General features: G+C 68.1%; 9 protein-coding genes. 7 read left to right on the forward strand and 2 right to left on the reverse strand.

Translation table 11 applies throughout. From position 1 onward, the window contains the following. Positions 1–651 precede the first annotated feature (651 nt). On the reverse strand, positions 652–1128 hold the full coding sequence (locus ABE422_RS16940; RefSeq protein WP_346483386.1) for an RDD family protein: 477 nt from the start codon (positions 1126–1128) through the stop codon (positions 652–654). 71 nt (positions 1129–1199) lie between these two features. Here ABE422_RS16940 and xerD point away from each other — a divergent pair, with 71 nt between their 5' ends. Beyond that, positions 1200–2177 (forward strand): site-specific tyrosine recombinase XerD, encoded by a 978-nt coding sequence (xerD, locus tag ABE422_RS16945; protein ID WP_346466150.1) that lies wholly within the window; start codon positions 1200–1202, stop codon positions 2175–2177. 104 nt (positions 2178–2281) lie between these two features. Continuing rightward, positions 2282–3061, forward strand: coding sequence for a thioredoxin fold domain-containing protein (locus ABE422_RS16950; RefSeq protein WP_346483387.1), 780 nt, complete (start codon positions 2282–2284; stop codon positions 3059–3061). A 99-nt stretch (positions 3062–3160) separates the two neighbouring features. Here ABE422_RS16950 and ABE422_RS16955 read toward each other — a convergent pair whose 3' ends face one another. Further along, the gene (locus tag ABE422_RS16955; protein WP_346483388.1) at positions 3161–5269 is read right to left on the reverse strand and encodes a glycosyl hydrolase family 18 protein; all 2109 of its coding nucleotides are present in this window, start codon (positions 5267–5269) and stop codon (positions 3161–3163) included. Positions 5270–5560: 291 nt separating this feature from the next. Here ABE422_RS16955 and purL point away from each other — a divergent pair, with 291 nt between their 5' ends. The 5 genes from purL to ABE422_RS16980 all read left to right on the forward strand — a co-directional run bounded on the left by purL (position 5561) and on the right by ABE422_RS16980 (position 22594). Continuing rightward, positions 5561–9445, forward strand: a complete 3885-nt coding sequence (purL, locus tag ABE422_RS16960; protein WP_346483389.1) for a phosphoribosylformylglycinamidine synthase — start codon at positions 5561–5563, stop codon at positions 9443–9445. A 450-nt stretch (positions 9446–9895) separates the two neighbouring features. Next, entirely contained in the window at positions 9896–17467 is a 7572-nt protein-coding gene (locus tag ABE422_RS16965; RefSeq protein ID WP_346483390.1) for an ESPR-type extended signal peptide-containing protein, read from the forward strand. A gap of 161 nt (positions 17468–17628) precedes the next feature. After that, the gene (locus ABE422_RS16970) at positions 17629–19482 is read left to right on the forward strand and encodes a S8 family peptidase (protein WP_313209240.1); all 1854 of its coding nucleotides are present in this window, start codon (positions 17629–17631) and stop codon (positions 19480–19482) included. Positions 19483–19608: 126 nt separating this feature from the next. Beyond that, on the forward strand, positions 19609–21336 hold the full coding sequence (gspE, locus tag ABE422_RS16975; RefSeq protein WP_346483391.1) for a type II secretion system ATPase GspE: 1728 nt from the start codon (positions 19609–19611) through the stop codon (positions 21334–21336). A 37-nt stretch (positions 21337–21373) separates the two neighbouring features. After that, the gene (locus ABE422_RS16980) at positions 21374–22594 is read left to right on the forward strand and encodes a type II secretion system F family protein (RefSeq protein WP_346483395.1); all 1221 of its coding nucleotides are present in this window, start codon (positions 21374–21376) and stop codon (positions 22592–22594) included. The last annotated feature ends 1 nt before the right edge of the window (position 22595 follow it).

Here is a 22595-nt window from a genome sequence, read left to right on the forward strand (position 1 = left end):
GCACACGAGCCTACATGGACGTACTTGCGGCGGGTCCCGGCCTGGCAATCCCGTCGCGCCTCCGACAGTGTTCTGGTGGGGGTAGGGAGAGCAGGAGCAGCCGGGCATGGCCCGGCTCTACCGTTCTGACGGGTTGGCGAAGTGACGCTGTTCGTATTGAATCTTGGCGACTGAGCGACTGAGCGACTGAGCGACTGAGCGACTGAGCGACTGAGCAATTGATCGACGAAGGCTTGATCGATTCAGCGAAGGTACGACTTCGCTATGAAGATTGCGCTCCTTACGCGTCTTGATCGCGAGAGCCGGTACTGAGTGCGAAACGTCGGTCACGCAACAAATCCGCCTTGATCAACCGCACTTCGCAATCTGTCAATGCGGAGAGGCGCAGCCCATTTCAGGGCCGTAGTGCGCCATGAATGGCGCACTACGAGCCTACATGGGTGAGGGCGGATCGCTTGCGAGGCACTGCCTCGCATCCGACCGAACGCACAGCCGCCAGCGGCTGGGCCGGGCCGCGGAGCGGGACTTGCAGCGGGCCCAGAAATGAGTTGCGCCTCTCCGCAAACGCACAGAAAACAGAGGCGCTGCTTTCAGCGCTGTTCTGGAAGGCTTTAGAGCGTCAGTGCGTCAGTGCGTCAGTGCGTCAGCGCGTCAGTACTTCGGCAGCCGCACAATCCGCGTCCCGCTGGCCCGGTCATGCCAGGTCAACCGCTGCCGATCCACCAGCGCCCACCAGAACCCCAGGCCGGCCGTCAGCACCGACAGGGACCCCACCGCATACCGCAGCCACAACTGCCTGCGCGTCGGCCCTGTGTCGTCCAGCGACACCACCCGCAACCGCCACGGCCGCATCCCCAGCGTCTGCCCGCCGCGGCGCCAACTCATCGTCGCGTACAGGCCTGTCACGACCCAGCAGCATGCCCACAACGCCCACTGCCACGCGCTGAACGGGGCGATGTTCTCCCGCGCTGCGTGACCGCTGATCGTGTAGACCGCCACGAACACCGCCCCCAGCAGCATCCACAGCGCCAAGGCGGGGAAGAAGTCGTACAACAGTGACAACAGCCGCCACAGCAGCAACGATGCAGGGCGATCAGCAGCGGGGGACGACAGCGCGGTATCGGTCATGACCCGGAGCATACCCGGCCCGCTGCCCGCGTTCGATGGCCCATGCACGGCCTGCTCCGTATGCTGTGCGCATGTCCGATGCCACCACCCCCGCACTGCGCCGCCAGCTCATCCAGCACCTGCCCGAGCTGCGCGACGATGACAACGTCCGCATCCAGCGCTTCCTCGACACGGCCTGGGCCGAACACGGCCTCGCGCGTGCCAGTCTGGACAGCTACCGGCGCGATCTGGAAGGTCTCGCGCGCTGGCGCGATGGCGCGGCCGGGGGGCTTGCCGGTCTCGATCGCGCCGGGCTGTTCGACTACCTGGCCTGGCGCTCCCGCCATGGCTGGTCGCCGCGCAGCAATGCCCGCCTGCTTTCCGCGCTGCGGGCCTTCTTCGCCGATGCGGTCCGCCGCGGCGAGCGCAGCGATGACCCCAGTGCGTTGCTCGATCCGCCGAAGCTGCCGCGGCTGCTGCCCAAGGCGCTGGCCGAAAGCCAGATCGATGCGCTGTTGGCCAGTCCCGACATCGAGACGCCGCTTGGGCTGCGCGACCGCGCCATGCTGGAGTTGATGTATGCCGCGGGCCTGCGCGTCAGCGAACTGGTCAACCTGCCGGCCAATGCCGTGAACCTGCGCCAAGGTGTGCTGCGCGTGACCGGCAAGGGCAGCAAGGAACGGCTGGTTCCGCTGGGGGAAGAATCCCAGCACTGGCTCGAACGTTATCTGGCCGAATCGCGCCCGCAGCTCACCGGCAAGCGCAACGTGCCGACGCCACAGGACGGCGCTGTGCCGATGTTTTTGGAGCCCTCCCTGCATCCCTTGAGCCGCCAGCAGTTCTGGGGGCTGGTGAAGAAGTACGCGGTGCTGGCCGGGATCGACCCCGCCCGGATCAGTCCCCATGGCCTGCGCCACAGCTTCGCCACCCACCTGCTCAACCGGGGCGCCGATCTGCGCGCCCTGCAGATGCTGCTCGGCCACAGTTCGCTGTCCACCACCCAGATTTACACGCTGGTGGCCCGCGAGCACCTGCAGAAGCTGCACGCCAAGCACCACCCGCGCGGCTGAGGCGGGGCCAAACGCAGCCGCGCCTCACCGTTCCACTGCGGTCCAGCTGCGTGAGCAGGCAGCTGTGCGAGAATCCAGCCTGACCTCTTACACCGGAATGCTCGATGCTCCGTGTTGCCATTGCGGCGCTCTTCGGCGCGCTCAGCCTGTCTGCCTGCGCGCAGCAACCGTCCGCTCCGGCGGCCAAGACCACTGCCGCCACCCCGGCCGCTGCCGGTGATGCCGACCAGCGCGTGCGCACCGCGCTGCAGCAGCTGGACCCCACCTTCAAGCCTGATTTCATCGGGGCCGCGCCGTTTGCCGGTTTCCGCGAGGTGCTGGTCGGCGGCCAGGTGCTGTACGTCTCTGATGACGGCCGCTACCTGATGCAGTCCCAGCCGTACGACATCCAGAACAAGGCGCCGGTCAGCAGCCAGGGCCTGCTCAGCTACCGCCGCAAGCTGCTCGATGGCGTGCCGTACAACGAGCGCATCGTGTTTGCCGCGCCGAATGCCAAGTACACCGTCAGCGTCTTCACCGACATCGAGTGCGGCTACTGCCGCAAGCTGCACCAGGACATCGCCGAGCTCAACCGCAACGGCATCACCGTGGAATACCTGGCCTTCCCGCGCATGGGCCTGGGCAGCCAGGACTACACCGACATGATCTCGGTCTGGTGCGCTGCCGACCGCAAGCAGGCCCTGACCGCCGCCAAGACCGGCAAGGCCGTCACCCCGAAGAACTGCACCAATCCGGTGGCCATGCAGTACAAGCTCGGCCAGCAGATGGGCGTCAACGGCACCCCGGCGATCTTCGCCGCCGACGGCACCCAGCTCGGTGGCTACCTGCCGCCGGCGCAGCTCAAGGCCGCGCTGGAGCGCGTCTCGGCAGGCGGCAGCCGCTGAAAACAGAACGCCCCGGCCAGGCCGGGGCGTTTTCGTTGTTGCGATCAACGCGGCGTGTCCCTGCGGGATCAGCGAGACAGCGCCCCGTGTCAGGCGGGCTTACTTCAAGCCGTCACTGATCGCCTTGGTCAGGGTGCCCTGCGCATCATCGCCGCTGAACTCCCAGAAGAATGCACCGCCCAGGCCCTGTGCTTTCACATAGCCCATCTTCTCGGTGACCATCGCGGGCGTATCCAGACTCCAGAACGTGGTGCCGTTGGAGATCCACGTGGCCTTGGCGACGTTGTCGGTGTACACCGGCCAGTTGAGGGTCTTCAGGACCTTCCAATCTTCGATACCGGCTTCGTACGTGCCCGGTGCCGCGCCGCTGGCGCTCTTGTAGAGCCCGTTGTTGCCGCTGGCCACGCCGGTCCAGCCACGCCCGTAGTAGCCGATGCCCAGGTTCAACTTGCTGGCCGGCACCCCGCGGCTGAGGAAGGCTTCCATCGCATCGTTGCTGTTGTAGAGCTTCTGGTCGCCGGTGGAGGGATCAGCCGGTGAATCGAACAGGGCCGAGTGATGGTTGGTCTGCGGATCCCATGCGCCGTGGAAGTCGTAGGTCATCACGTTGATGAAGTCCAGGTACGGGTGGTAGCTGGCCGGATCGGTCACCCGGATCTTGTCCACGCCTGCGCCCACGGCCACCGTCAGCAGCAGGCCGGGCCGCACCGCATCAAGCTGGCGGCGGAATTCGGCCAGCAGCGCGGTGAAGTTGGCGTTGTCGGCCGGCGTCCCGCAGCTCAGCCCGCACGCCACCGGGTACTCCCAGTCGATGTCGATGCCGTCGAACACGCCGAGCGCCGCACCCGCACCGCCCGCACCATCGGCCACCGGCAGGTTGCCTTTGATGTAGGCGTCGATGCACGAGGCCACGAACGCCTGCCGGTTGGCCGGCTGCGCCGCGCTGGAGAAGCCGCGCGACCAGGTCCAGCCGCCCAGCGAGATCAGCACTTTCACGTTCGGGTGTTTGGCTTTGAGCTGCTTGAGCTGGTTCCAGTTGCCACGCAGTGGCTGGTCCCAGGTGTCGCCCGTGCCGCTCACGCTGTCGCCGGCCGCGAAGGATTTGCCGTAATCGGCGTAGGTATCGCCGCCCACGCCGGTGTTCGGGTCGGAGGCCTGGGTCACGCCGACTTCGCAGCGGTTGTTGCGCACGTTGCCGAAGGCGTAATTGATGTGGGTCAGCTTCGCCGCCGAGCCGCTGGTGTCGATGTTCTTGACCTGGTAATTGCGGCCGTAGATGCCCCACTGGGTGAAGTAGCCGATCACCCGCTTGGCGCCACCCCCGCCGCCACCGGCGGCCGTGGTTACGCTGATCGAGCCGCTCTGCGCCGAGGCGTTGCCGGCGTTGTCGCGTGCCCGCACCGTGTAGGTATAGGCCGTGCTCGCGGCCAGGCCGCCATCGGTGTACTGGGTGGCACTGGGCGAGCCGACCAGGCTGCCGTTGCGGTACACGTCGTAGCCGGCCACGCCGCTGCCGCCGCTGTTGTCGGTGGCCGCGTTCCAGGCCAGGTTCACCGTCGTGGCGGTTCTGGACGGGGACGCCAATCCGCCCGGAACGCTGGGTGGCGTGGTGTCGTTGCTGGCCGCGGTGACGGTCACATTGACCGTGGCCGAAGAGGTCACGGCGTTGTTGTTGTCGGTCGCCACCGCTTTGAAGGTGTGGCTGCCCGCCGAGGCATTGCTCCAGACCACGCTGTAGGGCGCGCTGGTGTCGATGCCCAGCGAGGTGCCGCCGCGGAAGAACTCGACCTTGCTGATGCTGCCATCGGTATCGCTGGCATTGGCGCTCACCGTGATGCTGCTGCCGGCGGTGAAGCTGGCCCCGGCGGCGGGCGAGGTCAGCGCGACGCTGGGCGGCTGGTTGCTGCCGCTGCCATCGCAGGCACCGAGGTTGGTGTAGTAGGGCGCACCGGCCGGGTGGTCGGGTGGGGCGTTCCAGATGTCCTGGTTGGCGCGGTACAGCACGCCGCCTTTCTGCAGGGTCTGGCCGGCCAGATAGATGGCCGCGCCATTCCATTCGGGCGCCCCGGTACAGTTCGCGGCCTGCACCAGCGTGGGCGTGCCGGCGGCAGCGGCCAAGGCCAGCGCCAGCAACCAGCGCCGTCGGCGCGGACGCAGGGCGGGGGAGGAAAACGATGTCACTGCACGGCGCGCAATCGGGTCTGGCATGGTCGGTCTCCGATCAGGTGGGCGCATGCCGCCGGGATGGCGGCATGCGTGCAGCAGGTCCGGGCGCCGGTGAGAGAGGCCGGCAACGACATGGGGGACGGACAGCACCGGGCGCTGGGGCCAGGTGGTGATAACGTTGTCATGTAATCCCGGCGCAATCCGTGAACCAGCGCATGGTTCGGGTGTGAACGCACCTTGCCGCCTCCCAGGCAGGCCGATCCCCAGGGCCGGGCCGCGGCGGCCGACTTGGGTACAATAGTGGGCCCCGTTCCCAACCACGGTTCCCCGGACATGATGGTCCTCGAGGGCGCATCCGCCCTTTCGCCGTTCCGCCGCGAACGTCTTGAATCCCGCCTGCAGTCCCTGGCCGCCGATCTGCGCATCACCGGTGCCTGGCATGTCTACTTCATCCAGACCGAGGGCGATGCGGCCCCGGACCCGGTGATCCTGAGCCGGATCCTGGAGGCCCAGCCGACCCTGGCCGGGCGTGAGGACGGGGCGGTATCGCGCTTCGTGGTGCCGCGATTGGGCACGCTGTCGCCGTGGTCGAGCAAGGCCACCGAGCTGGTCCGCGGTGCCGGGCAACCGATCCGCCGGGTCGAACGTGGCCTGCGCATCGATCTGGCCGGCTGGCCGGCCGACGCGGCCGCGCAGGAAGCGGTGATCCGCGCGCTGCACGACCCGATGACCCAGTCCGTGCTGGCCGAGACCGCGCAGGCGCAGGCGCTGTTCAGCGCCCCGGCGCGCGGTGAGCTGGAACGGATCGCCCTGGAGGATCTGGAGGCAGCCAACAGCCGCCTCGGCCTGGCCATGGCCCAGGACGAGATCGACTACCTGCGCCAGCGCTTCGGCGAACTGGGCCGCAAGCCGTCGGACGTGGAACTGATGATGTTCGCGCAGGCCAACTCCGAGCACTGCCGCCACAAGATCTTCAATGCCAGCTGGACCATCGACGGTGCCGACCAGTCGCACTCGCTGTTCCGCATGATCAAGAACACCCACCAGCAGACCCCGCAGCACACGTTGAGCGCCTACAGCGACAACGCCGCGGTGGTCGCCGGTTTCCCGGCCGCGCGCTACCGCCCGGACCCGGCCACCGGTCAGTACCGCAGCGAAGCCGTGGTCGATTCGGCGTTCTGCATCAAGGTGGAAACGCATAACCACCCGACCGCGATCGCCCCGTTCCCGGGTGCGGCCACCGGTGCCGGCGGTGAAATCCGCGATGAGGGTGCGACCGGACGCGGCGGCAAGCCGAAGGCCGGCCTGACCGGTTTCTCGGTCTCGCACCTGCGCATCCCGACCCTGCCGCAGCCGTGGGAGGCCCCGCGCGCGCTGAACCCGCGCATGGCGCCGGCGCTGGACATCATGCTGGACGGCCCGCTCGGCGGCGCCGCGTTCAACAACGAGTTCGGCCGCCCGAACCTGCTCGGCTACTTCCGCAGCTTCGAACTGCCCGAAGGCGAGGGCCTGACCCGCGCCTACGACAAGCCGATCATGCTGGCCGGTGGCCTCGGCGCGATCGACCAGAACCAGGTCGAGAAGCTTCGCCTGCAGCCCGGCGACGCCGTCATCGTGCTGGGTGGCCCGGCGATGCTGATCGGTCTGGGCGGCGGCGCCGCCAGCTCGGTGGCCTCCGGTGAAAGCGCCGAAGACCTCGATTTCGCCAGCGTGCAGCGCGACAACCCGGAAATGGAGCGTCGTTGCCAGGAAGTGATCGACCGCTGCGTCGCGCTCGGCCTGGACAACCCGATCCGCTGGTTCCATGACGTGGGCGCCGGTGGCCTGTCCAACGCGATTCCCGAGTTGCTGCATGACTCCGGCGTGGGCGGTGTGATCGATCTGGGCAAGGTGCCCGCCGATGACCCGTCGCTGTCGCCGATGCAGTTGTGGTGCAACGAATCGCAGGAACGCTACGTGCTCGGTGTGCCGCAGGCGCGCCTGGCCGAGTTCGCCGCGCTGTGCGCGCGCGAACGTTGCCCGTTCGCCGCCGTTGGCGTCGCAACCGCTGAAGAGCGGCTCGTCGTGGCGTACGGCGCCACCGTGGGCAATACCCCGGTGGATGCCCCGATCGATCTGCCGATGGACGTGCTGTTCGGCAAGGCGCCGAAGATGCACCGCGACACCGTGCACCCGTCGGCGCCGCGCTGGCCGGCGCTGAAGACCGCGGGGCTGGACCTGCACGAAGCGGGTCTGCGCGTGCTGGCCCATCCCTCGGTGGCCTCGAAGAACTTCCTGGTCACCATCGGTGACCGCAGCGTCGGTGGCCTGACCGCACGCGAACAGATGATCGGCCCGTGGCAGCTGCCGCTGGCCAACGTCGCCATCACCTTGGCCGGTTTCGACACCGTGGCCGGCGAAGCAATGTCGATCGGCGAGCGCACCCCGCTGGCGCTGCTGGATGCGGCCGCGTCGGCGCGCATGGCGGTCGGTGAAGCGATCACCAACCTGTGTGCGGCGCCGGTGGATGCACTGGAAACGGTGAAGCTGTCGGCCAACTGGATGGCCGCGGCTGGCCATCACGGTGAAGACGCGCTGCTGTATGACGCGGTGCGTGCGGTCGGCATGGAGCTGTGCCCGCAGCTGGACCTGAGCATTCCGGTCGGCAAGGACTCGCTCTCCATGCAGGCGCAGTGGCAGGACAACGGCCAGGCGCACAAGTCGGTGTCGCCGGTGTCGCTGGTGATCTCGGCGTTCGCGCCGGTTGCCGATGCGACCGGCCAGCTGACCCCGCTGCTGGACCGTGACGCCGACAGCGAGCTGTGGCTGATCGGCCTGGGCGCCGGCAAGCAGCGTCTGGGCGGCTCGATCCTGGCCCAGGTGCACGCCGACCATTCCACGCTGCCGGCCTTCGCCGGTGCCGTGCCGGATCTGGACGATGCACAGCGCCTGCGCGCGTTCTTCGAACTGATCCGCGATGCGCGCCAGGCCGGCCTGCTGTTGGCGTACCACGACCGCAGCGATGGCGGTGCGTTCGCCGCGCTGTGCGAGATGGCCTTCGCCTCGCGCCTGGGCCTGGACATCACCCTGGATGCCTGGGGCGATGATCCGTTCCGCAGCCTGTTCAATGAAGAGCTGGGTGCGGTGGTGCAGATCGCCAAGGAAGACCGCGCCGCGTTTGCTGATCTGGTCGAACGCCATGCACTGACCGAATGCGCGCAGCGCATCGCGCGTCCGACCACCGCCCCGGTGGTGCGTGTCTCGCTGCAGGGCGAAAGCCTGGTCGAGTGGCGCTGGGAAGCGCTGTTCGATGCCTGGTGGTCGGTCACCCACGCCATGCAGAAGCTGCGCGACAACCCGGACAACGCCGACCAGGAGCGTGCGATCGCGCGCAACTTCAACGCGCCGGGCCTGAAGCCCAAGCTGACCTTCGATATCAACGAAGACGTGGCGTCGCCTTTCATCAACACCGGCGCACGTCCGCGCGTGGCGGTGCTGCGCGAGCAGGGCGTCAACGGCCAGATTGAAATGGCGAACGTCTTCGAACGTGCCGGCTTCAGTTCGTTCGACGTGCATATGAGCGATCTGATCGAAGGCCGTGTTGCACTGTCGGATTTCACCGGTCTGGTGGCCTGTGGCGGCTTCAGCTACGGCGACGTGCTCGGTGCCGGCCGCGGCTGGGCCACCTCGGTGCTGGAGCGCGGCGCGCTGCGCGATGCCTTCGCGGCTTTCTTCGCCCGCGAGGACAGCTTCGCGCTGGGCGTGTGCAACGGCTGCCAGATGATGAGCCAGCTGAAGGACATCATCCCCGGTGCCGAGCACTGGCCGCAGTTCCGTCGCAACCGCAGCGAGCAGTTCGAAGCGCGCACCGCGTTGCTGGAAGTGGTGGAATCGCCGTCGATCCTGCTGCGTGGCATGGCCGGTTCACGCCTGCCGGTCGCGGTGGCGCATGGCGAAGGCCGGGCGGTGTTCGCCAACGCAATCGACCAGGCCGCGGCGCGCGTGTCGCTGCGTTACATCGATGGCGATGGCAACGTGGCCACCCAGTACCCGCTGAATCCGAACGGCTCGCCCGACGGCATCACCGGCCTGACAACCACCGATGGCCGCACCACGATCATGATGCCGCACCCGGAACGCACCCCGCGTGCGATCAACCACAGCTGGCATCCGGAGGACTGGAACGGTGATTCACCGTGGCTGCGGATGTTCCGCAACGCAAGAGTATGGTGCGGCTGATACTGCGCAACGCATCAAAATCGATGCAGTGAAAATCGCGTGAAGAAACCGCCGGCCTGTCCGGCGGTTTTCTTTTATGCGGTGCACAAACTCATCGGGAGCAATGAGTTACACGGCGTTACAACGTGAAAATCCGTTATATCGTTTGCTCACATGCAGCTAACAAAAATGCGCAATAACGCGGCGTTTTTGTGACGCGCGACACGGTCATATCAAAATCAACGTCAAAGTCTTGACGTCATTGAAACTGTACGTTAACACTGCATCCTCATTTCGACAGCGTTCAGTTCCACAGTAACCGCATGGATGGCGAGCACGCTGTAGGTATCTGCCAGCCATTGCGCACAACGCAGTAAATCAAGCGAAAAAACGCCCCCAGGGGACGTTGGACCACGCGGTCCGGCGTTGGCGTCGCTTTGCCTAAAACCAGCCTAATCAGGAGCCGCATCGATGAATCGGATTTATCGCAAGGTCTGGAACAAAGCACTGGGGCAGATGGTCGTCGCCTCGGAATTGGCCAGCAGCCAGTCCTCGGGTGTCGTCATCGATCAACGCCGAACCGCTGGCGGACGCAACACCGCACTGCTCTCGGCCGCCATCGCGCTGACGCTTGGATTGGGCGTGGCAGGCGCCACGCAGACAGCGCACGCGCAGTCGGTGGAAGTGGGCGGGAATGCGAACTGCGTGGTCTTGAACAGCAAGGTCATCGACAGCTGCGTGGTCGATGGCAACGCCACGGCCTCGGGCACCAACGCGGTCGCCATCGGCAGCAACAGCACCGCCTCCGGCGCCAACAGCGTGGCGCTCGGCGCCGGCTCGAAAACCAACCGCGCCAACACCGTGTCGGTCGGTGATGCCGGCAAGGAGCGCCAGGTCACCAACGTCGCCGCCGGCACCGCCGCTACGGATGCGGTGAACAAGGCGCAGCTGGACAAGGTTGCGGTCGCCGCCGAAGGCGCGACCCGCTATTTCAAGGCCGATGGTGACGGCACCGACGCCGATGCGGCGAAGATCGATGGCGAGGGTGCACTGGCCGCAGGTGCCAGCGCCAACGCCGATGGCGACGGCGCAACGGCCCTGGGCAACAGCAGTCAGGCCATCGGCAATGCCACCACTGCCGTTGGCAGCCAGGCACTCGCGGTTGGCCTCGGCGCAAGCTCGTTCGGCCAGGGCAGCATGGCCTTCGGTGATGCCAGCATCGCGCTCGGCCAGAGCGCCGCAGCGTTTGGTCTGGGCGATGTCGCCCTGGGCGCATCAGCGGTAGCGGCCAGCGAAAACGGTGCGGCAACGGCGATCGGTGGTCTGGCCGAAGCCAGCGCCGATGGTGCGACCGCGATCGGTGGTGGTGCACTGGCCATCGGGCCGGGCAGTACCTCGCTGGGCCGCGGTGCGGCCAGCGCGGGCGAAGCCTCGGTGGCGGTGGGTGCGTTCAGCGTCGCGGTCGCGGATTTCAGCGCGACGCTCGGCGCGAATTCGGCCGCGGTTGCAGTGGGTAGCGTGGCACTCGGCGCCGGCTCGTATGCCGATCGCGTCGACACGGTGTCCGTCGGCAATGCGGACAACGGCCTGCGTCGCCAGATCACCAACCTGGCCGACGGCACCGAAGACAGCGATGCGGTGAACAAGGCACAGCTCGACGCCGTTGGCGCGGTTGCCGCCAACACAGACAAGTATTTCCAGGCCACCGGCAGCAGCGACAGCGATGCCGGTGCGTTTGCAGCAGGCGACAACGCGACCGCGATCGGCGAGGCGTCCAACGCGCTGGCCAACGGCGCGACCGCGCTCGGCAGCGGCGCCACCGTCACCGCGCAGAACGCGACGGCCGTCGGCTACAACGCCAGTGCTACCGGTCAGAACAGCGCAGCCTTCGGCACCAACGCGCAGGCCAACGGACCGGGCAGCGTGGCCGTGGGCGGGGCCGCGGTGGATGCCGATGGCAACCCGCTGATCACCAATGGGGGCGTGCCGGTGGATACCGGTGCAACCAGCGCCGGCGTGGGCGGCACGGCAGTGGGCGCGAGTGCGGAAGCCGCAGGCTTCGCGTCGTCGTCGTACGGCGTGGGTGCTTACGCATCCGGTGCACAGGCCTCGGCGTTCGGCGCGGTCTCCAATGCCACCGGCGACTACGCGACGGCGGTCGGTACGCAGAGCGTGGCGACCGGCAACAGCAGTACCGCCATTGGCGGTCCGGCGGATCTGCTGCCGGGGTTGGGCTTCTTCGTGCAGACCCAGGCCAGTGGCGAAGCCGCTACGGCGGTGGGTGCCGGCGCGATCGCCAGTGGTGATTACGCCGTGGCCAACGGCACGTTGAGCGAAGCCTCGGGCACGGAGGCCACGGCAGTGGGCTACTTTGCCTACGCGCCGGGCGAGGGCGCCACCGCACTCGGCGCGGAGACCTGGGCCAGCGGTGAGCTGAGCACCGCCGTCGGTTTCTACAGCACTGCGCGAGGCGCGAACAGCGTCGCGCTGGGTGCCAACTCCACCGCCACCCGGGACAACACGGTCTCGGTGGGTGACGTCGGCAATGAGCGCCAGATCACCAGCGTCGCGGCCGGTACCGAAGCCACAGACGCGGTCAACAAGGCGCAGCTCGATGCGGTTGCGACGTCGGCCTCGGCGACCTCGGCGCAGTTCAAGGCGAACGGTGCGGCCAGCGGTGCGGTCGGTGCATTCGCCGATGGCGAGGATGCGCTGGCGGCCGGTGAGGCCAGCAATGCGCTGGGCGCCGGGGCAACGGCGGTCGGTGGTGGTGCGACGGCGGTCGGCGATGACACCGTCGCGCTGGGCCGCAACAGCAGCGCCACCGGCAACGGCAGCGTGGCCATTGGTGGCCTCGGCCAGGCGTATGACGAGTACAACCAGCCGCTGGTGGATGACCAGGGCAATGCGATCCTGATCGGTGCCACCGCGGCGCCGGACAGCGTGGCGGTCGGTGCCGGTGCACAGGCCACCGGCACCACCAGCAACGCGTTCGGCAGTGGCGCACAGGCCACCGGCAGCAACAGCCTGGCCAGTGGCTACAAGGCACGCGCCACCGGCGATTACAGTGTGGCGCAGGGCGACAACGCCTTCGCCAGCGGTGAAGAAACCACGGCAACCGGCGCATATGCGTGGGCCACTGCGGATGGCGCCACCGCCTTCGGTTCCAGTGCGTGGGCCACCGAAGCCAACGCCACGGCGGTGGGTCAGTCGGCGTGGGCCAGCGGTACCGGGTCCACCTCGATCGGCTACAACAGCTGGGCGCGCGGCAGCAGTTCCACCGCGCTTGGCCGCGGTGCCTTCGGCTACGGCGACAACAGCGTCGCCGTCGGCTTCCAGGCGCTCGGCAACAGCATCAACAGCATCGCCATCGGCACCAACGTGGTGGCCGGCGGTGAAAGCGCGATCGGTATCGGTGCGGGCAGCAATGCCAGCGCGTCCAATACCGTGGCGCTCGGCGCCGGTTCCGTCGCCGACCGGGCCTACACCGTCTCGGTTGGCAACGATGGCCGGCAGCGCCAGATCACCCAGGTTGCCGCCGGTACCGAGGGCAGCGATGCCGTCAATCTGGATCAGCTGACCGCCGCGACGGACCAGTTCCAGGCCAGCGGTGACGGTGTTGCCGTCGCAGGTGGCGAGGAGAGCGTGGCCGCCGGTGCGAACGCGGCGACCGATGGCGACTACGCGACGGCCATCGGCTCGAGCAGCTTCGCGGCCGGCAGCGGCGCATCGGCGATCGGTAGCGGTGCCTTCGCTCTGGCCGACAATGCCAGTGCAGTAGGCTTCAATGCCGTCGCCAGCGGTGCCAATGCAACCGCAACCGGTGCCAACGCGCAGTCGACCGCCGAGTACGCGACGGCAAGCGGTGCGGAAAGCCTGGCCTCCGGCGAGCAGAGCACCGCGACGGGTGCGGCCAGCGTCGCCTCCGGCGCCGGCAGCCTGGCCGGTGGCGCGCTGTCCGATGCAGCCGGTGAGGAAGCGGTGGCGTTGGGCTACTTCAGCAGCGCCAGTGGCGACGGTGCGACCGCCGTCGGTGCGGAAAGCGTGGTCAGCGGGACGCTCTCGGCCGGTTACGGGTTCGCCTCCGAAGCGACCGCCAGCTACACCACCGCGATCGGCGGCTATGCCGTGGCCTCGGCCTTCAACGCGACCGCGCTGGGCAGCTTCGCCCAGGCGACCGGCTCCAACAGCGTGGCCCTCGGCGGCGATGCCGAAGCCTCCGGTGCCTACAGCACCGCGACCGGCCAGGGCAGCCTGGCCAGCGGTACCAACAGCGTGGCCGTCGGTGGTGCGCTGTTCGGCCTGCTGCCTACGGAAGCCTCGGGCAATTACTCCACGGCTGTCGGCGGCGGTGCATGGTCACCGGGCGTGAACAGCACCGCGCTCGGCAATGCGGCCACGTCCAGCGGTGCGAACAGCGTGGCGCTCGGTGCGGACTCGATCGCCGATCGCGATGACAGCGTCTCGGTCGGCAGTGCCGACGCGCAGCGCCAGATCACCAACGTCGCGGCCGGTACCGACGGCACCGATGCGGTGAACGTGAATCAGTTGAATGCAGTCGCCGATGCGGCTGCGACGACCAGCAAGTACTTCCAGGCCAGCGGCAGCGATGACAGCGACGCCGGTGCCTACGTGGAAGGCGAGAATGCGCTGGCTGCCGGTGAGGCTTCCAATGCCATCGGCAACGGCGCCAGCGCGCTGGGCAGTGGCGCCACCGCCATCGCCGACAACGCCACCGCAATTGGCTTCAACGCGTTGGCAAGCGCTGCAGGTGCCGCAGCACTGGGCAGTGACGCGCAGGCCACCGGCGAAGACAGCGTCGCCATCGGCAACGGTGCCGGCGCCAGCGAGATCGGCGCCACTGCCACCGGTGCAGGCGCGCAGGCCGCAGGGGCCTACGCCACGGCCACCGGCAGCCAGTCCACGGCGAGCGGCCAGCAGGCGACCGCCAATGGCTTCCGCGCCAGTGCGTCCGAAGCCGGCGCCTCGGCCTTCGGCAGCTACAGCGAAGCGACCGGCCAGCTCTCTTCTGCACTGGGCTATGGCGCGGTGGCCTCCAACGCTTACGCCGTCGCGGTCGGTGCGGCCTCGACCGCGTCCGGCTCGGGTGCGGTGGCGGTCGGTGAATACTCCGAAGCCACCGGCGATGAGAGCGTGGCGATCGGTGGCACGACCTTCTTCGGTCTGCTGCCGTCGCGTGCCTCGGGAACCGGTGCCTCGGCGTTCGGTGCAGGTGCCTGGGCGACCGATGACTACGCCACCGCAATCGGCTGGAACGCGTGGGCCGATGCAGGCAATGCCACCGCGCTGGGCGCCAGTGCCAGCGCAGAGGGCGTGAACAGCGTCGCGCTGGGTGCCGGGTCCGTCGCTGACCGCGACAATGCCGTCTCCGTCGGCACGGCCACCGCACAACGCCAGATCACCAACGTCGCCGCCGGTACCGAAGGCACTGACGCAGTGAATGTCGATCAGCTCAATGCGGTGGCCGATGTGGCCGAAACCACCAGCCGCTTCTTCCAGGCGTCGGGCAGCGGCAATGGCGACGACGTCGGCAGCTATGTCGACGGGGCGTATGCCACCGCCGCGGGTGAGGCCGCCAACGCGTTCGGCACCGGGGCCTCGGCCTATGGCAGCGGTTCGCTGGCCTCCGGCCGCAATGCCTCGGCATCGGGCTTCAACGCCTCGGCCACGGCCGACTCGGCGACCGCCATCGGTGGTGCGCTGTATTACGAAGATGAGAACGGCAACGTACTGCTCGACAAGGCCACCAGCGCCAGCGCCGTCGGTGCCACCGCACTCGGTGCGGGGGCGCAGGCCGAAGGAAGCTTCAGCACCGCCACCGGTGCCGGTGCCACGGCGGCCGGGCTGCAGTCCGCGGCCTTCGGCTACAGCGCCGAAGCAGGCAGTGACTACAGCACGGCGGTCGGTACCTTCAGCGCGGCCAGTGGGGTACGCACCACGGCGCTGGGCTATGGGGCCGAGGCCAGTGGTGATTACGCCTCCGCACTGGGCTGGGGCAGTGCCGCGTCGGGCAGCTACGCCAATGCGATCGGCTACGCATCGCAGGCCAGTGGCGACAACAGCGTCGCGGCCGGTTCCAACGCCTGGGCCACCGCCGCACGCACCACCGCGGTGGGGCAGTTGGCATGGGCAACCTCGCAGGGCGCGACGGCCATCGGCCAGGACAGCTATGCCTACAGCGGCCTGAACGCCACGGCGGTCGGTACCAGTTCGTCGGCCAGTGGCGCAGGCAGCGTCGCGCTCGGTGCCGGTGCCCGCACCAGCGAGGCCAATGTGGTCTCGGTCGGCGGCGGCAATGGCACTACCGGCCCGGCCACGCGCCGCATCACCAATGTCGGTGACGCGGTCAATGCGAGTGACGCGGTGACCAAGTCGCAACTCGATTCGGTCGCAGCCACCGCCGATGCGGTCGGCAAGCACTTCCAGGCCAGCGGCAGCGGGGTGGCCACGGCCAGCGGCAGTGATGCACTCGCCGCCGGTTCCGGTGCCACCGCCAGCGCGACACGCAGCAGTGCGCTGGGTACCGCGGCCGTCGCCTCGGCGACCGGGGCCACCGCGGTCGGTGCCGATGCCTCGGCACGCGGTGCCAACAGCACCGTGCTGGGCCGGCAGGCCTCTACCAATGCGACCAATGGCGTGGCGATCGGCAACGGTGCATTCGCCAGCAACGGGGCCAACAGCATCGCGATCGGTTCAGCGGCAGGTGTCTCCGGTGCCAACGCGGTGGCGCTGGGGTCCGGTTCGCGCGCGGTCGAAGCCAATGTGGTGTCGGTCGGTGGCGGCAACGGCACGGATGGCCCGGCCACGCGCCGCATCGTCAACGTCGGAGCTGGCCGCATTGCCGCGGGCAGCACCGATGCCGTGACCGGCGGCCAGCTCAACACCACCAACCAGCGCGTCGGCGCGGTGGAAACCCAGGTGGGTGATATCGACACCCGCATCGGCTCGGTCGAGAACGTCACCGCCAATGCGCTGACCTACGATGACAGCAGCCGCGACACGCTGACCCTGTCGGGTCTGCAGGGCACCACGCTGGACAACGTCGGCAGCGGTTCGATCGCGTCCGGCAGCCGCCAGGCGATCAACGGTGGGCAGTTGTTCCAATCGCTCACCGATGTCGCCACCTTCCTCGGTGGCGGTGCCAGCGTGGGCATGCAGGGCGTGTTCGTTGCGCCGAACTATGTGATCCAGGGCGCGACGTACAGCAACGTGGGCGATGCACTGGGCGCGCTCGACCGCAAGGTCAGCGATCTCGATCAGCGCGTGGCCGGTGGCAGCAGCAGCGGTGCACGGGCACGTACCGCCGCGCTCGCTACGGCCAGCGTCGCACCGGAGGCCAGTGTGATGAGCGCCACCAGCGACGACGCCATCGCGTCGGTGCAGGGCACGCCCACCGCCGCCAGCGTGGGCGGCAGCCAGCCGCTCAGCGCACCGGCCGCGGCACCGGCGGCAGTCAATGCGGTGGTGATGGGCGACGGTGCCGTGGCCAGCGGGGCCTCGGCCACGGCCATCGGCCAGGGTGCGACCGCCTCGGCCGCCAACTCGGTGGCACTGGGCCAGGGCTCGGTCGCCGATCGTGCCGATACGGTCTCGGTCGGCAGCGTCGGCAACGAGCGACAGGTCGCCAACGTCGCGGCCGGTACGCAGGCCACCGATGCGGTCAACAAGGGCCAGCTGGATGGCGGCATCGCGACCGCCAACAGCTACACCGACCAGCGCTTCACCTCGATGGCCGACAGCTTCGACATCTACAAGGGCGAGATCGACCAGCGCCTGCGTCACCAGGACCGCCGCATCGATCGCCAGGGCGCGATGAGCGCGGCGATGCTCAACATGGCCACCAGCGCCGCCGGCGTGCGCACCCAGAACCGCGTCGGTGTCGGCGTCGGTTTCCAGGGCGGCGAATCGGCGCTGTCGCTGGGCTACCAGCGCGCGCTCAGTGAGCGCGCCACGGTGACCCTGGGCGGTGCCTTCAGCAGTGATGACAGCTCGGTCGGCGTGGGTGCCGGCTTTGGCTGGTAAGCCGTTGGTTTCAATGCGGGGCCGTGCGCGGCCCCGTTGCAACGCAATGCAAGGCCTGAGGGGGCGGGTCACGGGAACCCTGGCCAGGGCCGGCCAGGGAGCTCGCATGGAGTGTTGGCCTGAACAGTCGTTTGATCCATGACCTTGAAGAGGACGTCAACGTGACCAGTAAGCAGAACCTTCGCATCAATGTGCTGGCAGCCGCCGTGCTGTCGTTGTCCGCAGGCGCCAGCGCCTATGCAGCGGGCCTGCCGGCCAAGGAGCCGGTGCGCCAGCCGGCTGCCGCCCAGGGCGCAGAGCGCATCATCGTCAAGTACCGCGCCGGCACCGCTGCGGCCACGGATCGTTCGGCCAAGCTGACGGCCGTGCAGTCGGCGGTCGCCCGCGCCAGTGTCGGTGGCTCCGCCGCCGGCCGTGCCAGTGCCGTGAACCCGCAGATCGTGCGCAAGCTCGGTGTCGGTGCCGATCTGATCCGCCTGCAGGGCCGCTTGAGCCCGGCCGAACTGCAGAAGGTGCTGGCCGAGATCAAGGCCGATCCCTCCGTGCAGTACGCCGAAGTGGACGTGAAGCTGCAGCGCACCGATGTGCGCCCGCGCGACGCGACCCCGCAGCTGGTGCCGAACGATCCGTACTACGCGCAGTACCAGTGGCATCTGAACAGCGCTACCGGCGGCATCAATGCGCCGGCAGCGTGGGACATCGCCCAGGGCGAAGGCGTGGTGGTGGCGGTGCTCGATACCGGCATCCTGCCGCAGCACCCGGATTTCTCCGGCAATCTGCTGGCCGGTTACGACTTCATCAGCGATGCGGAAACCTCGCGCCGACCGACCGACGAGCGCGTGCCGGGTGCGCTGGATTACGGTGATTGGGTAGAAAACGACAACGAGTGCTATGCCGGCTCGCTGGCCGATGACAGCTCCTGGCACGGTACCCACGTCGCGGGCACCATCGCCGAGTCCACCAACAACGGTGTGGGCATGGCGGGCGTTGCGTACAAGGCGCGCGTCCTGCCGGTCCGCGTCCTCGGCAAGTGCGGTGGCTACCTGTCCGACATCGCCGATGCGATCACCTGGGCCTCCGGTGGCACGGTGGCCGGGATCCCGGCCAACGCCAATCCGGCCGAGGTCATCAACATGAGCCTGGGCGGCGGCGGCGCGTGTGATGCGCTGTACCAGGATGCGATCAATGGCGCCGTGTCGCGCGGCACCACCGTGGTGGTCGCCGCCGGCAACTCGGCCTCCAACGCCTCCAATTTCCGTCCGGCCAGCTGCGCCAACGTGGTGGCGGTCGGCGCCACCCGCATCACCGGTGGGATCGCCTACTACTCCAACTTCGGCACCGTGGTGGACCTGTCCGGCCCGGGCGGCGGTGGCAGCGTGGACGGCAATCCGGGCGGCTACGTGTGGCAGTCCGGCTACAACGGCCTGACCACGCCGACCTCCGGTGCCTACAGCTACGTGGGCATGGCCGGCACCTCGATGGCCTCCCCGCATGTCGCGGCGGTGGCAGCGCTGGTGCAGGGCGCGGTCGCGGCGGCCGGCAAGGATCCACTCACTCCGGCTGCGCTGGAAGCCCTGCTCAAGCAGACCGCACGGGCCTTCCCGGTCACCATCCCGACCGCCACCCCGATCGGCACCGGCATCGTCGATGCCAAGGCCGCCCTGGACAAGGCGCTGGAAGAAGAGTGCACCGAGAACTGCGGCCCGGTGGCCACGCCGCTGACCAACAAGGTCGCCGTCGGTGGCCTGAGCGGCGCCGGTGGCAGCGAAGTGCTGTACAGCTTCGAGGCGCAGGCCGGCAAGGTGCTGAGCCTGCTCACCTACGGTGGCAGCGGCAATGTGTCGGTGTACGTGAGCCAGGGCAAGGAGCCGACCGCGACCGCGTTCGATGCCAAGTCCACGCGCCCGGGCAACAGTGAAACCGTGCGCTTCACCGCGCCGGTGGCCGGCACCTATTACATCAAGGTGGTCGGTGAGTCCGCGTTCAGCGGTGTGAGCATCCTCGCCAACCAGTAAGACCGGTAAAACCCCAACGGGAGTCCGTCATGTGACGGGCTCCCGTTTTTACATCTGGACCGTGTGCAATCCCGCGTACGATCGCGGTGAACTGCTAAAGTCGCAGCGGTTGCCAGGAGAAAGTGATTGAACGCGGTTGCCCAGGATCCCACTGCAGAAGCCACCGCCGAATCCCGCATCGTCGGGGTATTGCTGGAGAAAGGTCGGCTCAAGGACAGCGACCTGGCCCGCGCGCGTCCGCTGCACCGTGAGTCCGGCGGCAGCCTGCTCGGTCTGCTGGTGCGGCTGGGGCTGGTCTCCGAGCGGGACCATGCACAGACCTGTGCCGAGGTGCTCGGCCTGCCGTTGCTCGATGCCAAGGCCGTGCCGGAAGCGCCACCCGAAGCGCTGCTCGATGGCTTGCCGCTGACGCTGCGTTTCCTCAAACAATTCCATGTCTGTCCGCTGGTCCTCCAGGACGGCGTACTCGATCTGTGGCTGTCCGATCCGCAGGACCCGTATGCGGCCGATGCGGTGCAGTTGGCGATGGGCCTGCCGGTGCGCCTGCACGTGGGCCTCCGCTCGGAGATCGACGATCTCATCGAGCGCTGGTTCGGCCAGGGCCGCAGCGCGATGGGCGCGATCATCGAGACCGCCGACGGGGAGGGCGCTGCGGTCGACGACATCGAACACCTGCGCGATCTGGCTTCCGAAGCGCCGGTGATCCGGCTGGTCAACCTGGTCATCCAGCGGGCGGTGGAACTGCGCGCCTCGGATATCCATATCGAACCGTTCGAGAATCGCCTGAAAGTGCGTTACCGCGTGGATGGCGTGCTGATCGAAGGGGAAAGCCCGCCGGTCAATCTCACGGCCGCGGTGATCAGCCGTATCAAGATCATGGCGCGGCTCAACATCGCCGAACGTCGCCTGCCGCAGGACGGCCGCATCATGTTGCGCGTGCAGGGCAAGGAGCTCGATCTGCGTGTCAGCAGCGTGCCCACCGCGCATGGCGAAAGCGTGGTGATGCGCCTGCTCGACCGCGATACGGTGGTGTTCGATTTCCATCGGCTGGGTTTCACCGAGGCATTCCTGCCGCAGTTCCGCAAGGTGCTCGAGCAGCCGCATGGCATCCTGCTGGTGACCGGCCCCACCGGCTCGGGCAAGACCACCACGCTGTACACCGCGCTGAGCCAGCTCAATACCGCCGACGTCAAGATCATCACTGTCGAAGATCCGGTCGAATACCAGATCGAAGGCATCAACCAGATCCAGGCCAAACCGCAGATCGGGTTGGATTTCGCCAATGCGCTGCGCAGCATCGTGCGCCAGGATCCGGACATCATCATGATTGGCGAAATGCGCGATCTGGAAACCGCCCGCATCGCGATCCAGTCCGCGCTCACCGGCCACCTGGTGCTCTCCACCCTGCACACCAACAATGCCGCCGGCGGCATCACCCGCCTGCTGGACATGGGCGTGGAAGATTATCTGCTGACCTCCACGATCAACGGCATCCTCGCCCAGCGCCTGGTGCGCCGGCTGGAGCCGCAGCATGCGCAGCGCTACCGTGCCTCACCGGAAGAGATCGACAAATTCGGCCTGCGCCGCCTGCAGCCGGAGGGGGATATTTTCCTCTACCGTGCACAGCCCTCGGCGATCGCGCCCACCGGGTATCTCGGCCGCACCACCATCGTCGAGTTCCTGGTAATGAACGATGCGCTGCGCAGCGCGGTGATGCGTCGCGCCGGCATGGGCGAGATCGAACAGATCGCGCGCGCGGCCGGCATGCGCACCATGTATGAGGATGGCCTGTCCAAGGCCCTGCAGGGCCATACCACGCTGGAAGAAGTACTGCGCGTGACGGAGGAATCCTGATGCGTGCATGCGGTCGGCACCCGGTGGGCGGCTGAGCATGGCCCAGTACCGCTACAAGGCGCTCAACGCGCATGGCGAACTGTTCGAGGGCCAGATGGACGCGGCCAGCGAAGCCGAGGTGGCCGCGCGCCTGCAGGACCAGGGTCACATGCCGATGGAGGCGCGCCTGGCCAGCGAAGGTGTCGCGGGGGCGTCATCCTGGGCGGCGCTGCTGCGTCGCAAACCGTTCGACGGCGGTGGGCTGGTGCAGTTCACCCAGCAACTGGCGACGCTGCTCGGTGCCGGGCAGCCACTGGACCGTGCGCTCAGCATCCTGCTGGAACTGCCTGAAGACGAGCGCACGCGCCGGGTGGTCACCGACATCCGCGACATCGTGCGCGGCGGTGCGCCGCTCTCCACCGCGCTGGAGCGCCAGCACGGGCTGTTCTCGCGGCTGTACATCAACATGGTGCGCGCCGGTGAAGCCGGTGGCAGCCTGCATGACACCCTGCAGCGGCTGTCGGATTACCTGGAGCGCAGCGCTGAGCTGAAAGGCCGCGTCATCAACGCGCTGATCTACCCGGCGATCCTGCTGGCGGTGGTCGGCGGTGCGCTGCTGTTCCTGCTGGGCTACGTGGTGCCGCAGTTCGCGCTGATGTACGAAAGCCTGGATGTCGCGCTGCCGTGGTTCACCCAGTGGGTGCTCACCGCCGGCCTGGTCGTGCGCGAAGGCTGGATCATCATGATCATGGTACCGGCCGTGATCGCGCTGGTGGTGGAGCGGCGGCTGCGGCAACCGGCCACGCGCCTGGCCATGGATGGCTGGCTGCTGCAACGCAACGGCATCGGCCCGCTGCTGGCCAAGCTGGAAACCGCGCGCCTGGCCCGCACCCTGGGCACGTTGCTGCGCAACGGCGTGCCGCTGCTGTCCGGCCTGGGCATCGCGCGCAACGTGCTGAGCAACCGCGCGCTGGCCGCCGATGTCGATGCAGCCAGTGACGAGGTCAAGAACGGCAACGGCCTGTCGGCATCGTTGGCGCGCGGCAAACGCTTTCCGCGGCTGGCGCTGCAGATGATCCAGGTCGGCGAGGAATCCGGCGCGCTGGATACGATGCTGCTCAAGACCGCCGATACGTTCGAACAGGAAAGCGCGCGCGCGATCGACCGGTTGCTGTCGGCGCTGGTGCCGGTGATCACCCTGGTGCTGGCTTCGGTGGTCGGCCTGGTGATCGTGGCCGTGCTGGTGCCGTTGTACGACCTGACCAATGCCATCGGCTGAC

Source organism: Stenotrophomonas sp. TWI1151 (assembly GCF_039673135.1).
Lineage (GTDB): Bacteria > Pseudomonadota > Gammaproteobacteria > Xanthomonadales > Xanthomonadaceae > Stenotrophomonas.

Excerpts from the sequence above, each read along its gene's own strand:
- ABE422_RS16940 (WP_346483386.1), bottom strand. The coding sequence starts at position 1,128 with ATGACCGATACCGCGCTGTCGTCCCCCGCTGCTGATCGCCCTGCATCG.
- xerD (WP_346466150.1), top strand. The coding sequence starts at position 1,200 with ATGTCCGATGCCACCACCCCCGCACTGCGCCGCCAGCTCATCCAGCAC.
- ABE422_RS16950 (WP_346483387.1), top strand. The coding sequence starts at position 2,282 with ATGCTCCGTGTTGCCATTGCGGCGCTCTTCGGCGCGCTCAGCCTGTCT.
- ABE422_RS16955 (WP_346483388.1), bottom strand. The coding sequence starts at position 5,269 with ATGCCAGACCCGATTGCGCGCCGTGCAGTGACATCGTTTTCCTCCCCC.
- purL (WP_346483389.1), top strand. The coding sequence starts at position 5,561 with ATGATGGTCCTCGAGGGCGCATCCGCCCTTTCGCCGTTCCGCCGCGAA.
- ABE422_RS16965 (WP_346483390.1), top strand. The coding sequence starts at position 9,896 with ATGAATCGGATTTATCGCAAGGTCTGGAACAAAGCACTGGGGCAGATG.
- ABE422_RS16980 (WP_346483395.1), top strand. The coding sequence starts at position 21,374 with ATGGCCCAGTACCGCTACAAGGCGCTCAACGCGCATGGCGAACTGTTC.